At 60.1% G+C, this 15,082-nt stretch carries 14 protein-coding genes; 7 read left to right on the top strand and 7 right to left on the bottom strand.

The genetic code is table 11. The annotated features are described in order from the left end of the window. The first annotated feature begins 128 nt into the window (after window positions 1-128). The 7 genes from glp to lon all read left to right on the top strand — a co-directional run bounded on the left by glp (window position 129) and on the right by lon (window position 8,847). On the top strand, window positions 129-1,334 hold the full coding sequence (gene glp / locus ABIZ35_RS23170) for a gephyrin-like molybdotransferase Glp (RefSeq protein WP_348222303.1): 1,206 nt from the start codon (window positions 129-131) through the stop codon (window positions 1,332-1,334). 62 nt (window positions 1,335-1,396) lie between these two features. Continuing rightward, window positions 1,397-1,984: a chemotaxis protein CheD gene (locus ABIZ35_RS23165; RefSeq protein ID WP_348222302.1), complete on the top strand. Its 588-nt coding sequence runs from the start codon at window positions 1,397-1,399 to the stop codon at window positions 1,982-1,984. After that, entirely contained in the window at window positions 1,974-2,825 is an 852-nt protein-coding gene (locus tag ABIZ35_RS23160; protein ID WP_348222301.1) for an HDOD domain-containing protein, read from the top strand. The genes ABIZ35_RS23165 and ABIZ35_RS23160 overlap by 11 nt, the downstream gene beginning before the upstream one ends. Before the next feature lie 119 nt (window positions 2,826-2,944). Beyond that, window positions 2,945-4,393 (top strand): trigger factor, encoded by a 1,449-nt coding sequence (gene tig, locus ABIZ35_RS23155; RefSeq protein ID WP_348222300.1) that lies wholly within the window; start codon window positions 2,945-2,947, stop codon window positions 4,391-4,393. After that, window positions 4,383-5,033: an ATP-dependent Clp protease proteolytic subunit gene (locus ABIZ35_RS23150; RefSeq protein ID WP_119322093.1), complete on the top strand. Its 651-nt coding sequence runs from the start codon at window positions 4,383-4,385 to the stop codon at window positions 5,031-5,033. The genes tig and ABIZ35_RS23150 overlap by 11 nt, the downstream gene beginning before the upstream one ends. Before the next feature lie 50 nt (window positions 5,034-5,083). Beyond that, the gene (clpX, locus tag ABIZ35_RS23145) at window positions 5,084-6,349 is read left to right on the top strand and encodes an ATP-dependent Clp protease ATP-binding subunit ClpX (protein WP_348222299.1); all 1,266 of its coding nucleotides are present in this window, start codon (window positions 5,084-5,086) and stop codon (window positions 6,347-6,349) included. A gap of 119 nt (window positions 6,350-6,468) precedes the next feature. Then, a complete protein-coding gene (gene lon / locus ABIZ35_RS23140) occupies window positions 6,469-8,847 on the top strand; it encodes an endopeptidase La (RefSeq protein ID WP_348222298.1) in 2,379 nt (792 codons plus the stop codon). Between the two features lie 260 nt (window positions 8,848-9,107). On the opposite strand, the gene ABIZ35_RS23135 is transcribed toward lon, so the two are convergent. The 7 genes from ABIZ35_RS23135 to ABIZ35_RS23105 form a co-directional block, all read right to left on the bottom strand. Then, the gene (locus ABIZ35_RS23135) at window positions 9,108-10,679 is read right to left on the bottom strand and encodes a D-aminoacylase (protein WP_348222297.1); all 1,572 of its coding nucleotides are present in this window, start codon (window positions 10,677-10,679) and stop codon (window positions 9,108-9,110) included. A 69-nt stretch (window positions 10,680-10,748) separates the two neighbouring features. Continuing rightward, window positions 10,749-11,672 (bottom strand): SigB/SigF/SigG family RNA polymerase sigma factor, encoded by a 924-nt coding sequence (locus ABIZ35_RS23130; RefSeq protein ID WP_348222296.1) that lies wholly within the window; start codon window positions 11,670-11,672, stop codon window positions 10,749-10,751. 83 nt (window positions 11,673-11,755) lie between these two features. Then, the gene (locus tag ABIZ35_RS23125) at window positions 11,756-12,688 is read right to left on the bottom strand and encodes a Ppx/GppA phosphatase family protein (RefSeq protein ID WP_348222295.1); all 933 of its coding nucleotides are present in this window, start codon (window positions 12,686-12,688) and stop codon (window positions 11,756-11,758) included. Then, window positions 12,685-13,323, bottom strand: coding sequence for a YfcE family phosphodiesterase (locus tag ABIZ35_RS23120; protein ID WP_348222294.1), 639 nt, complete (start codon window positions 13,321-13,323; stop codon window positions 12,685-12,687). Before ABIZ35_RS23120 ends, ABIZ35_RS23125 begins: the two co-directional genes overlap by 4 nt. Window positions 13,324-13,352: 29 nt before the next feature. After that, window positions 13,353-14,243 (bottom strand): helix-hairpin-helix domain-containing protein, encoded by an 891-nt coding sequence (locus ABIZ35_RS23115; RefSeq protein ID WP_348222293.1) that lies wholly within the window; start codon window positions 14,241-14,243, stop codon window positions 13,353-13,355. Next, the gene (locus tag ABIZ35_RS23110) at window positions 14,233-14,751 is read right to left on the bottom strand and encodes a CHAD domain-containing protein (RefSeq protein ID WP_348222292.1); all 519 of its coding nucleotides are present in this window, start codon (window positions 14,749-14,751) and stop codon (window positions 14,233-14,235) included. The genes ABIZ35_RS23115 and ABIZ35_RS23110 overlap by 11 nt, the downstream gene beginning before the upstream one ends. Then, a partial coding sequence (locus tag ABIZ35_RS23105; RefSeq protein WP_348222291.1) for a CHAD domain-containing protein occupies window positions 14,744-15,082 on the bottom strand: 339 nt, incomplete at its 5' end. The genes ABIZ35_RS23105 and ABIZ35_RS23110, both read right to left, overlap by 8 nt.

The following is a 15,082-nucleotide window of genomic DNA, read 5'->3' as shown; positions in this document are numbered from 1 at the left end:
GAAAATGCCACAGTCCGATAATCGAGTCCCCCAGAATTGGGGCGGAGGGGCCATTATTCTCTTAACCCTTCCCCCCGCGAAGCGGCTTGCTGGGGAAGGGGCGGCCAAAGGCCGGGGATAGGTCCTTCATGCTCTCCTACGACGAAGCCATCGCACGCATTCTTTCGCAAATCTCACCATCAACTCCCATCTCCTTACCAATTCTCGAATCACTTGGCCTCATCCTCGCCGAAAATATCCACACACACTCTCCCCTGCCCCCGTTTGATAACAGCGCCATGGACGGTTACGCCGTCGTCGGCGCCGACGTTGCGAGTGCGTCCATGGGCGAACCCGTCGCGCTCACGCTTTTGGGCACAATTGCGGCGGGCGGCGACATCGCCGTGCGGGTAACGCCTGGATACGCCGCGCCGATTATGACGGGCGCGCCGATGCCGCCGGGAGCAGACACGGTCGTTCCTGTTGAGGATACCAAGCGTATGGGAGACGGCGTATGGGTGCTGGAGGCAGCCACGCCCGGGCAGTTCGTGCGCAAGGCGGGTGAGGATGCCCCGGCGGGGACGCTTGTAGTCGAGAATGGATCGGCGGTCCGGCCCGCCGAAGTGGGAATGTTCGCGGCGGCGGGGCGCCAATCAGTCCTTGCCCATCGGCGGCCCCGCGTCGGCGTGATCAGTACGGGCGATGAGCTTGCGGAGCCTGGCGCGGATCTTGGGCCGGCGCAAATCTATAATTCCAATAGTTACGCGATTGCGGCGCAGGTCATGGAGGCGGGCGGCGACGTGGCCGTTCGGGTGCATGCGCGCGATACATTAGAGGATCTGCGCGCGGCGTTCGACGCGTGCGTCGACTGCGATGTCATTTTGACGACCGGCGGCGTCTCCGTCGGCGAGTTCGACTTTGTCAAAGCAGTGATCGAGGAGCGCGGCTCGGTGGATTTCTGGCGCGTCGCGATCCGGCCCGGCAAGCCATTTGTCTTTGGACAATGCGGCGGCGCGCTGCTGTTCGGGCTGCCCGGCAACCCCGTGTCGGCGATGGTGACCTTCGAGCTGTTTGTCCGGCCCGCCCTGCGGCGGCTCCTCGGCGCGGCGAACCCGATGCGTCCGATGGAAACGGCTCTGCTGACGGAGGAAGTCTCGCATGATCCGGGACGCCGGGACTTCCAGCGCGCCGTCGTGACGGAGGGCGCGGCCGGGCTGCGGGTGCGGCCGACCGGGCGCCAAGGCTCCGGAATGCTGCGGTCCATGGTGCTGGCGAACGCGCTGATGATCGTACCGGAAGACGTCCCCAGTCTCGCCGCCGGCGAACCGATTTCGGTCATCCGGCTTAGTTCCTAGCAATTACTCTCCAGTTTTCCCCCACGAACGCCACAATTGGACGGGGGACGAACAGGAAATTTATGGCAGACATCATCGCCGTCGAGATGGGCGAGACGCGATTATCCAATATCCGAGGAGACCGCCTTCTGGCCTTTGGGCTGGGAGCGTGTATCGGCCTGTGTCTCTACGATCCGAAGCGGTCGCTGGCCGCGCTCGTGCATATCGTTCTTCCCCAAACACTTCCCCACGCTCCTTTGAGATCACCGGGCAAATCGTCCACGCCGCTGCTCGGCAAGTGCGCCGAAACAGCCGTGCCGCACGTGCTCGCGGAAATGTACAAAAACGGCGGCAGCGCCACCTCGATCCGCGCGGCTATCGTCGGCGGCGCGCGCATCTTTACATCGTCCTCCCCGGTTGGAACTCCCGGATCGCGTTTGGAAATCGGACCGCGAAATATTATCGCCGTCAAAGAAGCGCTGGCGCTGGCTCGTATCCCCCTGGTGGCTGAGGAAGTTGGGGGGCGGTGTGGACGCACGGTCACCTTTGAAGTCGAGACGGGACGCGTTTTGGTGCGCGCCATCGGCGCCGAGGAAAAACTGCTCGTGGATCTATCGGGTGTATGTTCGCCCGTCCGAGAGATAGAAAGGATCGGTTCGATTGAACGCTGACGTCCGAATGCAGATTTTGCTGCGGCAGGTGAAAGATTTGCCGTCGCTTCCCGACGTCGCCGTGAAAGTTGCGCGCACGATCGATCATCCAAACGCCGGCGCCATTGATGTGGCGCGCGTCCTGTCGAGAGACCAGGGACTGACCGCACGCGTACTGCGTCTGGCGAACTCCGTCTTTTACGGCGCTACTCGCCGCATCTCCACCGTCTCGGACGCCATTGTGCTCCTGGGAATGCGCACCGTGCGCAATCTGGCGATGGCGAGCTCCGTCGAGGAAGTCTTGGGGCGCGAGGTTCCCGGCTACTCCATGCGCCGAGGCGACCTTTGGCGCCACTCCTGCGCCTGCGCCAACGCCGCGCAGTCTCTCGCCGCCACGATCCATTATCCCGTCCCAGAGGAAGCGTTCGTCGCGGGGCTGCTGCACGATGTCGGCAAAGTGCTTCTTAGCGTTCACATGCAGGCGGAATTTACTCATGTGCTGAAACTGACGGAAGATGAAGACATCTCCTTTATGGTGGCCGAGCAGCGCACGCTGGGGTTCGACCACGCGGAAGTCGGCGCCTGCGTGCTGGAGCGCTGGAACCTTCCCAACCCTCTCGTGCAGGCTGTCCGCTACCACCACGCGCCCATGGCGCAGCCGGAGTTTTCGAAATTGACGGCTCTGGTGCATGTGGCGGATGCGATCTGTGTGCTGATGGGAATCGGCATCGGAGGCGACGGCCTGCACTATGCGCTAGACCGCGAAGCGCAGGCGCGGCTGGGACTTTCCGACGAGCAGATCGAGCGTCAAATCAGCGATCTGTCCGATCTCGGAAAAGAGTCCGCCGAAATCGCGCGATAGAAGGGGCAGAGCGGTCTGCCCTCGGTCATTTTTGATTGACAACCCACATAGCGCTCTGGTACAATGCTCCAAACCCCGCTGTTTTCATTACTGCGCATTTACAGGAGTTGTACACGCCCATGCAGGTGACAAAAGAGCCGATTGACCCTTGTCAAGTCGCTCTCACGATTGAAGTGGAACAGGACAAGGTCGTCCACGCTGTTGATAAAGCTTATCGCGAATATGCGAAGTACGTCAATGTCCCCGGCTTCCGTAAGGGCAAAGCGCCGATGTCCTTTGTTAAACAGCGCGTCCCTGAGTCGGACGTGCGTCAGCGCACGGCCGAGATGCTTGTGGAATCGGCCTATGGCGACGCTCTGAAAGAGAGCGAGACCGAGCCGTATGCGCCGCCGAAGCTGGAGCTTCTGCAGCTGGACCTGACCGGCAGCCCGTTTATCTTCAAAGCCATCGTCCCGCTGGCGCCGAAGGTGGAGCTGGGCGACTATAAGGGTCTGGAAGTCGAAAAGAAGATCTACGACATCAGCGACTCGGACGTTGATGAAGAGATCGAGCGGCTGCGCGAGCGCGCCGCCGATTACCCGATGGCCGAGCGCGCTGCGGAAGACAAAGACCTGGTGGTCGCCGATGTCTCCGTCAAGCTCGACGATCAGGACGCCACTGAGCCGCGCCCGACCATGATCGAACTCGGCGCCGATAACCTTCCCGGTTTCGACGAGCAGATCATCGGCGCCTCCGTCGGCGACACCAAAACATTCACCCTCGCCTACCCCGCCGACTATCCGCAGGTCGAGCTTCAGGGCAAGGACGCCGAATTCACCGTCACCGTCAAGGAAGTCCGCACGAAGGTCATCCCTGAGAGCAACGACGAACTGGCCGGCAAGATCACCAACGGACGCATCGCCACCCTGGACGAACTGAAAACCAGCCTGAAGGCCGACATGGGCCGCTCGCTGGCTCAGTCTTCCGAAAATGAAGCGGACAACGGACTGGTCGAGCAGATCATCGAAAAGGCGTCCATCCAGTATCCCCCGGTCCTCGTTGAGTCGGAGATCGAGGATGAGTACAAGTTCCTCCAGCAGCGTCTGGCGCAGAACGGCTCCAATGTCGACGATTACCTCGCCAACATCGGCACCACCCGCGAGCAGCTTTACGGCCAGTTCAAAGAGTCGGCTGAGAAGCGAATTCGCGTTGGCCTGGTGCTGGGCGAAATCGCCCGCCAGGAAGAGCTCACGCTGACGGAAACCGACATCAACGCGGCGATCGACGAAGCCGCCGAGCAGCAAAACACCAGCCCGGCTGCTATGCGCGCGTTCCTTGAGAAAAACGAAGGCTTCGAGAATATCCGCAATCGCGCCCAGGCGAAAAAAGTCCTCGACTTTATCCGTGGTTCCGCCATAATTAAAGAGAAGGTCGTAAAGCCCGGACAAACCGAGAACCCGACGGATGAAGCCGACGCCCCCGAAGCTGGCGTCGTCGCCGCCGAAGGCGAGGAAGTCCCCGCGCCGAAGAAAAAGGCGTCTCGGGCGAGCTCTAAAAAGAAAGAGAGCGACGATCAGAATGAGTCTTGAAGATTTGGGCTTGACGCGCAAGGAGCTGACGGCCGGCCTGCGCTCGATTGAGAATACGTGGATCCCCACGGTCGTCGAGCAGAGCCCCCGCGGCGAGCGCTCCTACGATCTGTGGTCCCGTCTGATGAAGGACCGCATCGTCTTCATCGGCGATCAGATCTACGACCAGATGGCGAACGTCATTGTCGCGCAGTTCCTCTTTCTTGAGAAAGAGGATCCGGACAAGGATATCGAAGTTTACATCAATTCGCCGGGCGGATCAGTCATTGCGGGACTGGCGATCTACGACACCATGCGCCACATCAAGCCGGACATTGCGACCACCTGCGTCGGAATGGCGGCCTCCATGGGCGCGGTATTACTGTCGGGCGGAACGAAGGGCAAGCGAACCTCGCTTCCCAACTCTCGTATCATGATCCACCAGACCAGCGGCGGCGTGCAGGGCACGGCGGCTGATATTCAGATTCAGGTTCGTGAAATGAACCGGTATTTGGAAAAACTGACCCAGATCCTCGCGGAGAACTGCGGACGAGAATTCTCGCAAGTCGCCAAGGATATCGATCGAGATTACTGGATGTCCGCGGAAGAAGGCGTTGAGTACGGCATCATCGATGAAGTACTGAATCGCCCATCAAGCTAGACCCGGCGTCGCATTCCGAATGAGGCGTCCGCGTCGCAAGAAGGATAGGCATGGCAAGAATTGGGACGGAACGCAACGATAGTCGCTGTCTGCTTTGTGGGAAGACCCGCGAGCAGGTTAAGAAGCTGATCCTCGGCGTCCATGGCGGCGTCTGCCTGGAATGCGTCGATCTGTGCAATGAAATTGTGCGCAGTGACGTGGCCCAGGTGGAGGACTTCAGCGCCATCGGCATGATACCGAAGCCGAAGGAAATCTTCCGGATTCTGTCACAGTACGTCGTCGGACAGGATCAAGCCAAGCGCTCCCTTTCCGTCGCCGTCTACAACCACTTCAAACGGATCAACGCGCCCAGCAGCGATGTGGAGCTTCAAAAGAGCAATATTCTGCTGCTCGGCCCCACCGGCAGCGGCAAAACGCTGCTGGCGCAGACCCTGGCGAAGATCCTGAACGTCCCCTTTGCGATTGCGGACGCCACCTCGCTTACCGAAGCCGGCTACGTTGGCGAGGATGTGGAAAACATCCTTCTCAAACTGCTCCAGGCGGCGGACAACGGCGAGAATATCCAGACCGTCGTCAAAAACGCCCAGCGCGGCATCATCTATATCGACGAAATCGACAAGATCACCCGCAAATCCGACAGCCCGTCGATCACACGCGATGTGAGCGGCGAAGGCGTACAGCAGGCGCTTCTGAAGATCCTGGAAGGCACCGTCGCGAACGTTCCGCCGCAGGGCGGGCGCAAGCATCCCCAGCAAGAGTATGTCCAGCTCGACACCACCAACATTCTATTCATCTGCGGCGGCGCATTTGAAGGGATCGAGGAGACGATCGAGCGGCGCATGAACACCAAGTCGCTCGGGTTCCGAGCGCGCATTGACAGCAAGCGCAATCGTCAAGACGGCGACATGCTCCATCATGTCCTCCCAGAAGACCTGCTGCGCTATGGCCTGATCCCCGAGTTCATCGGCCGCCTTCCCGTCGTCACGACGCTGCGCGCTTTGAACGAGGACGCCCTGATCCAGATTTTGACGGAGCCGAAGAACGCGCTGATCAAACAGTACAAGAAATTCTTCGAGTTCGATGGCGTGGACCTAGAGTTCACTGAGGGCGCTTTGCAGGCGATCGCCCGCGAAGCCATCACACGCTCAACGGGCGCCCGCGCCCTGCGCACGATCATTGAAGAAGTGATGCGCGACACGATGTACGAGATCCCGTCGGCCCGCGACATCAAGAAGGTGACGATTACGGAGGAGACGGTGGTGGAGCACACTTCCCCGCTGATCGATACGCCTCCGCAGCTTCGGGCGGCGTCATAACTTGCGTTCCCGCATTCCGGCTGGAAGATCCTTCCAGCCGGTTTTATTCATTTTGGCCGCGGCCTCCCCATCGCGGTGTTTTCGAATTCCCAAATCTCAAATTAAGGATGTAATATTCCATGGCGCGCACAGCGAGCACACGCACAAAAAAAGCCGCCGAGCGTCGCAAGGACGCGGCAGGCGCAACCCTGGAGATTCCACTTCTCCCCATCCGCGACAACGTCCACTTTCCACGGATGATTTTTCCTCTGTTCGTCGGACGTGAAAAGTCCGTGCGGGCGCTGGATGAGGCGATGGCCGGCTCCCAGCAAATCCTGCTCGCGGCGCAGCGAGAGGTCGGCACGGAAGACCCGGAGCCCAGCGAAGTCTACTCCGTCGGCATCATCGCCGAGATCATGCAGATCCTCAAAGTCCCGGACGGCACCGTACGCGTAATGCTGGAAGGCCTGGAGCGAGTGCGTATTGTCGAGTACATTCAGAACGATCCCTATTTCTTAGTGCGAGTCGAGAAACTGCCGATCTTGGAAACCAAGGACTTACAGGCGGAAGCGATCATGCGCTCCGTCGTCTCTCAGTTCGAGCAGATCGTCAACATCGGCAAGAATATCCCGCCCGAGGCCCTCATCTCCCTGATGAGCATCGATGAACCCGGCCGCCTCGCCGACCATATCGCGTGGCACATGCCCTCCCTGCGCGTCGAAACCAAACAAGAGTTGCTGGAGCTGCTCAATCCGCAGGAGCGCCTGGAGAAATTAAGCATTCTCCTCAAAAAAGAGTTCGAGATCCTGGAGATCCAAAAGAATATCCGCAGCCGGGTCGAAAAAGAAATGGGCGATACGCAGCGCGAGTTCATCCTGCGCGAACAGCTCAAGGCGATTCAGCAGGAACTGGGCGAGCGCGACGAGCGCCAGACGGAAGTCGACGAGTTCCGGGTCAAAGTCCAGGAATGCGGGATGCCGGAAGAAGTCGCCACGCGAGCCGTCAAGGAAATCGACCGCCTGGAGAAGATGCCCTACGCCGCTCCCGAAGGCGTCGTGATCCGAACCTATCTGGAAACCCTGGTGGCTCTCCCCTGGGCGAAGGCGTCCGACGAGACACTGAACATTGACGACGCCGTCGATATTCTGGATGAAGACCACTACGGTCTTCCCAAAGTCAAGGAACGAATCTTAGAGTTTCTCGCCGTGCGCAAACTCACGGGAACACTCAAGGGGCCTATTCTTTGCTTCGTCGGCCCTCCCGGAGTCGGCAAGACCAGTCTCGGCAAATCGATTGCCCGCGCGCTCGGACGCAAGTTTATTCGCATCAGCCTGGGCGGTGTGCGCGACGAGGCTGAGATCCGGGGCCACCGCCGCACCTATATCGGCGCCATGCCCGGCCGCATCATTCAGGGCCTGAAACAAACCGAAGTCAACAACCCGGTCTTCATGCTCGATGAGATCGACAAGATGGGCTCGGACTTCCGAGGCGATCCGTCATCGGCGCTTCTGGAAGCGCTCGATCCGGAGCAGAACGTCGACTTCTCGGATCACTACCTGGAAGTCCCGTTCAACCTGAGCGACGTCATGTTCATTACGACGGCGAACCTGCTCGATCCCATTCCCCCCGCCCTGCGGGACCGCATGGAGATTATCTCGTTCTCAGGATATATCGAAGACGAGAAAGTCCAGATCGCCCGTAAGTTCTTGATCCCCAAACAGATCAAGGACAACGGACTTCAGCCGGATCAATTGACGATCCCCGACGCCATGATCCTCAAGATCATCCGCGAGCATACCCGCGAGGCCGGCCTGCGCGGCTTTGAGCGCGAAATCGCCACCGTCTGCCGCAAGGTCGCCCGGGCCGTCGCCACGGGCCGCACGGAGCCAGTCGTCGTCGGCCCTGAAGAGATCCGAGCCTACTTAGGCCAGCGCAAGTATCATTACGGCGTAATGGAAGAAGAAGACGAGATCGGCGCGGCGACGGGCCTGGTCTACACCGAAGCCGGCGGCGACGTCATCTCCATCGAAATCACCCTGATGCGCGGCAAAGATGGTCGCCTGACACTCACAGGACAGCTCGGCGACGTCATGAAAGAAAGCGCCCAGGCCGCCCTGAGCTACGTCCGCTCCCGCGCCCGCGCCCTGGACATCGAAGAGGACTTCTACGAGCGTCTGGAGATTCACGTCCACGTCCCCGCCGGCGCCATCCCCAAGGACGGCCCCTCGGCCGGCATCACCATGGCCACCGCCCTCGCCTCGGCGCTCACCAAGCGCGCCGTGCGCAAGGATGTCGCGATGACCGGCGAGATCACCCTGCGCGGCCGCGTGCTGCCGATTGGGGGTCTGAAAGAAAAAGTCCTGGCGGCGCACCGCGCCGGCATTCGCACGGTGATCCTGCCGTTTGAGAATGAAAAAGACTTGGAAGACTTGCCGAATGACGTGCGGGAGGAAATGAAGTTCGAAATCGTGAAGCACGTCGACGAAGTGCTGGAACTGGCGCTGCTGCCGAGGGCGTAGAGGGCCTATTCCGAGAGACCTATTCCCCCGCGCTTTAGCGCGTTTCCCCCTTTTCCCAGCACGCGGCTTCGCCGGGGAAAAGGGGAGCTAATCCATAGATTCCAGGCGAGTCTTGTCGTTGCCAACGGAGAGTTTTTGGATCATAAAACTCTTCTCACAACCTGGAACACTTGCCTGGATCGCAGTTACGAACACCCCTTTTCCCGCCCGAAGGGCCTTGCTGGGAAAAGGGGGAAGCGCTTCAGCGCCGGGGGAATAGGTCACGAACGCCGCAGCACCGCCCCTGCCCTCACCCCGGTCGGAATCCCACCTTCAACCGATAGCCGCCCATTCACAAACACAAGTTCAATTCCCTTGGGATATTGGTTCGGCTCATCAAACGTCGCCGTGTCCGAAACCGTCTCCGGATTGAACACCGTGATGTCCGCCTTGCGGCCCACTTCCAAGGCGCCTCGATCCGTCAGCTTCATACGCTTCGCGGGCAGCGTTGTCATCTTTTTGATTGCCTCTGAGAGGGTCAGAACGCCGCGTTCGCGGACGTAGACGGCCAGGACGCGGGGAAAGGTTCCGAAGGAGCGGGGATGGGTCTTGTCGCCCGATTGCGGACCTTGCGGATCCTGCGCTACGCCGTCGGAGCCGATCATGGTGTGAGGGTCGGTCATGACGGCGGCGATGTCGTCTTCGGACATGGCGAAGTGCGCGGCGGTCACAAAGCCTTCTTCTCCGGCCAACAGATCCACAGCGGCCTCCGCCGGCGAAACACCGGCCCGGAAGCCGAGTGTTGCAAGCGTCATCCCCTGAACGTCGCGGTGATTGCGAGCCGTCCCGATTTGGATCGCCGACCAGTCCCAATCCTTGGCGTGTATCTCATCGAGAATACGTGACCGGGTCAGAGGATCCGTCAAACGACCGGCGACATCGGTATTCGAACCATGCCGCGCCCATTCCGGAAGCACGATGACTGAGAGACCAGTCATGAAGGCGTTGTACGGATATACATCGGCCATGACATCGAAGCCCGCCGCGCGGGACTTCTCAATCAGCGCCAGTGTTGTGGCTATCTTTCCCCAGTTGGCGTGGCCTTCCGCCTTATGGTGCGAGATTTGCAGCGGCGCCTGCGCTGCCTCAGCGACCGCAATCGCCTCCTGCACGCTCTCCACCAGGGTGTCCCCTTCATTGCGCATGTGTGTGGAATAAAACGCGCCGGCGGCTGTCGCGCGGCGCGCGAGGGCGGCAAGCTCGTCGTGTCCGGCATGAGAGCCGGGAACATACTCCAAGCCGCTGGAAAGGCCAAACGCGCCGTCCTCGAATGCGCCGTCCAAGATGGCGGACATCCGCAGGAGCTCCTGCGCGTCCGGCGCGCTCTCGCCGAATCCGAGCACCGACTTACGCACAGTGCCGTGTCCCGCAAGCGATCCGAAATTGATGGCGGGGCCGGTCGTTTCGACATGCCCCAAAAACTCGCTCAGGCGCTCCCACTGCACCGGATTGCCGCCGCGCTCCGTCCATCGCTTTTCGTGCGCAAAGACAGGATCGCTGGTCGCCAGACCAATGCTGATGCCGCAGTTCCCGGTAAGCTCGGTCGTGACGCCCTGAGCGAGACTGCTGCCCATGCCGGGGTTATCGAGAACGGTGAAGTCGGAGTGGGTGTGAATGTCGATAAACCCGGGAGCGACGGCGAGGCCGGTCACATCGAAGACACGGCCGGCAGTTTCCTGGGAGAGATCGCCGATCGCGGTGATCGTATCTCCCGTCACGGCAATATCGGCTCGGCGCGGATCGCCGCCCCAGCCGTCGTAAACCATCCCGCCGGAGAGGATGTAATCAGTCATTATTGGGCTTTCGGTTAATAGCGAAACACGGTTGTTGAAATACAAATTAGCCGGCAAGTAGTAGTCGGCCTAATTCAGCAGTGGCGGCGGTTCCGGTCGGGGCGCGGCGGCTTTGCGGCGCAGGCGGGAGGGGCGTTTGGCTTCGTCGGCCAGGATGTAGCGCAGACGCTCTAAGGCGCGCTGCTGGAGGCGCGAGACGTGCATCTGGGAGATGTTCAGCTCGCGGGCGATCTTGACCTGGGAGAGATCTTCGAAGAAGCGCAGCTCGATTACCTGGCGCTCACGCGGGTCGAGGCACTCCAAAGCGTGGCGCAGGTCTGAATAGGTGTCGATGTCGCTCAGGCCGCCGTCCCAGCGTCCGACGATGTCCATCAGCGTCGCGCTGTCGCCGCCGGCATTGGCGTCAAGACGGGTGTCGAGGGAGATGGTGCTGGCGACCTGGCAGATCTCCAAGGCTTCCAAGGTGCGGTCTTCGGTGGCGCCGACTTCCTGCGCGATCTCGCTGACCGTGGGCGGGCGGCCCAGCCGGACGACGAGGTGCTGCTGCGCCTTGCGGACGTTCAGTGACAGCTCTTGCAGCCAGCGTGGGACTTTGACCTGCCAGGTCTTGTCGCGGAAGTGACGCTTGATCTCGCCGACGATAGTCGGCATGGCGTAGGTGGAAAATTTAACGTCTTTGGAGGGGTCGAACCGGTCCAGCGCATTGATCAATCCGATGTTGCCGACTTGGACAAGATCTTCCAGCGTTTCGCCGCTGCCGATGAAACGGGAGGCAACATAATGCACCAGCTTCTGATGATGCATGATCAGCGTTTCGCGCGCCGCCTCATCCCGTGTCTGCGCGTAACGAAACGAAAGCGTCTGCAGCGTCAGCTCGCCCATGCGCGGGGGGACGCGGTCGGAGGCGCGCGGAGCGTCTTCAGTGATTGTATCGGCGTCTCGATCGGCCAAATGCGTGTTATCCGTCACATCTACCCTATCTTGGTCTTGCATCAAAAAAACTATCCCTCACCAGGCGTCTCCCATCTTGAAGCGCCGTTCGATCCTATTTAGGCGTCAGAAAGCGAAAATCCTCCTCAGTCACCGGCCAAACGCGCGGCTTCCGCAATCAATCCATACCGCAGACCGCGCTGGCTGACGACAAAGCGGTCGACATTCGCGCGGCGCAGCAGTTCACGCAGGATTAGCACACCGCCAATAATCACATCGGCGCGCGCACTTTCCAACCCGGGAACGCTTTTACGCTCTGTGGTAGTGCGGCTGGTAAACAACTCAAGTACGGAATCGACCTGAGCCAGCGTTACCGAAGCTCCATGGATTTCGGCGTCTCCGTTACCCGCCGCGTGGGCTGCGACAGCCGCGACATTGATCGCTGTGCCGCCGATCCCCGCAATCGCCTTCGGGGCAGGAGACAGCGGAAATTCTTCCATCTTGTCCACGACGTACTGCGAAGCTTGATCCAGTTCGGCCGGTGTGGGAGGATCGCCATGCAGAAAGCGCTCCGTCAGCCGCACGGCGCCGATGTTGAGACTCTGGTGGGCGCGGACGGCGCTCCCCTCGCCCACGATCAATTCACTGCTGCCGCCGCCGATATCGAAGACAAGAAGCGCCAAGTCCGGAGCCAGCCCCAGGCTCGAATCCGAGCGTATCGCCTGATAGGCAAGCTCCGCCTCACGATCACCAGTGATGATCTCAATCTGAACGCCGGCCTCTTGCGAAATTCTCTGGATAAATTCGGGGCCGTTGGAGGCGTCGCGCATGGCGCTGGTGCCGGCGGCGACGATACGCGTCGCCCCGCCCTCACGCGCGGCGTCCGCAAAGCGTTTGATGGCGGTAAGGGTGCGGTCCATGGCGGCGGGCTTCAGCGTACCAGAGGCGTCCACGCCTTCACCCAGCCGAGTGACTTCCGAGTCTTCCCGAACGATGGTAATCGCGCCTCGGTCGGCGTCGGCGAGCGTTGCCTTGGTGGAATTCGTTCCGACATCGATCGCGGCGATCCGTGTGCTCATATGCTTTTCAACTCCACTCGCGTGCTCAGATCGTCATCAAGCGTCAAAATCGCGTACTGCGCGCGCCGGTTCCAGTTACGCCCGATTGTCCCCGGGTTTACAAACAGCGTCGTACCGCCAAAACGCGCGAACGCTGAGTGCGTATGTCCACAGACGACAATCTGGGCTTCCGTATTTTTCGCCAGCTCCGCGAGACGGTCCTTGGAGGTCCAAGCTCCCAGTCCTTCTTTGGATCCGGGCGAGTAATGCGTGAGAAAGATCTGGCGTCCCGCGACCTCCACGACTTCAAAGTCTGGAAGCCCTGCGAGCCAGAGACGCGACGTCTCGGAAATCCCCACACTGCTGTCGCGCAGCGTGGCGTACTTCTCCGGTCTGGATCGCCCCCACTTTTTCTTAAACTCGGCGTCCCGCTCGGGAAACCGCGCGACATGCTTGTCGTAGTTGCCGCGCACGTTGACGATGTTGGGGCGTTCCTGAAGAAAACGCACGCAGCCTTCCGGTGATTTGCCGTATCCGACATTATCGCCGGCGTTCAGCACGATCCCGTCCGACAGCCCATCTCGCTCCAATTGCGCCCACACACGCGACAGTGCGGCGAGGTCGCCATGGATGTCGCTCAGTACGCCGATCCGCAAAATACTTGCCCGTCCTTAGTCGCGACGACTTAATCGTCCAGCGCTTTCTCCAGCCGTTTTCGGAGTTCCCTGAGTTCTTCGCTCAGGTCCGACTGCTTCTTTTTCGAATGCAGATCGGCGGCGGTCGCTTCCGAGAGCAGCTTGACGATCTGATCGAGCGTCCGCGCGGTCTTCTTTTTCCCGTACGTGCTCAGATGGTCGCGCTCTTCCGGGACCGCCGAAATGACGGCGTCGATCTTGGTGATCTGACGCTTCAAAGACTTTTCGCGAAGCTTCTTCGGCAGACCTTCCTTCAAACGGCCGATCATCAAAGCGATCGCCTCCATGTCGTCCTGAGCAGTCTCATTTGCAACGGATGTCTCCAGGTCCAGCGGCGTGGAGTCATTGCTATGAAGGTCTTCTGAAGCGCTCGGAGCCAGATCGTCGAAGACAGGCGGTGGCGGCGGCATGTCGTCCGGGATTTCTATGACGAAATACGAATTACCATCATCACTCGGCAGCGGCGTGATTCGGGTTTCATTGGGTTCAATTTGCCCCCCTCTGGACTTCAGCTGCTCACCGACCCAATTTTTGATGTAAACGGCCTGTTTCAGCCCCACACCTTTGATGGCGGCGATCGTTTCCACGGGAGCATCGTTCAGCTCGTCGATCGTGGTGATTCCCGCCGCCGCGAGAGCAGTCAGCCGGGACGGTCCCAGATACGGCACACGGGCGATGTCGAAGATCGCTTCTTCTTCGGGCGTTTCGGCGATCAGAACTTCCGTGACCGGAATGGCGTCCGTGGCGGCGATAGCCGCGACATCGGCGGCGATCCCCATCATGGCGTCCTCAACGACGGCCTTGACGATCTCCTGTTCGATTGGCGCCAGGGGAACGGCGGTTTTCTTAACGCGCTTCGATGGCGGGTTGTTAGTTGGCAATTTCTACATCTTCCTTTCGTTCGGCGCCGTCCGTGGGCACGAGCAGCTGCAGAAACTGTCGCTTGAAGCCCTGTTTTTGAAGCTTTTCCCAGTATCGGACGAAATCCGTGTAACTTGTGTCTCGCTTCGCGCTTTCCGCAGCGATCAAATTGTCCAGTCCGACTTTGTACTCCGGACGGTCGGTGGCCGAAGCATCGCGAAACGCCGTCAATAACGGGATACGCACATCGCAGTCATGGATGTCGCCGATTCGTTCTTGAACCGATTTGACTTGATTGTAGATCTTGGTGAACTCGGCGTCCGGAAAACACGGAGCGAAGATCTCCATCGTGTAGCGCAGGCGTTTCGCCGCGATACGCATGTTATGCAGTTCATCCACACGCTCCACATCGTGCACATAGCGGGCGAAGCGATATACTTCCTCCAAACGTGTATGGACGATCAGCGGGGCGTTCTCCGCGAGAGCGCCTGAGGAATTGACGGCGTAGATTGGAAGCGCCTTAGCCATTGTTCGCGTCCTCCCCTAATTTGTCCAGCATCGCGTCGAAATCCTTGGAGAACTTGCTTTTTTCCAGCCGATTTAATTCTTTGATCAAAATGACGCGATCACGATCACGCTGTGAGTTCAAATGATCTTCAAACGCCTTCAATCCAACTTTTTCCGCTTCGGGGATGGCCTCGGCGGCCTTCTGCATAAAATCGATCTGGACATCGGCATCACGCACCCCACCGAGGGCGTCGGTGATGCGGGCAACCTCTTTTTCCAGTGGTTTGAATTGTTTCTCGGGAAAGACGGGGCCGAAGATCGACATGGCCGCGCGCAGGCGGCGTGTCGCCAC

The sequence above is a fragment of the Capsulimonas sp. genome (genome assembly GCF_039929585.1).
Classification (GTDB): domain Bacteria; phylum Armatimonadota; class Armatimonadia; order Armatimonadales; family Capsulimonadaceae; genus Capsulimonas.
This window is presented reverse-complemented; position numbering and strand designations above follow the sequence as displayed.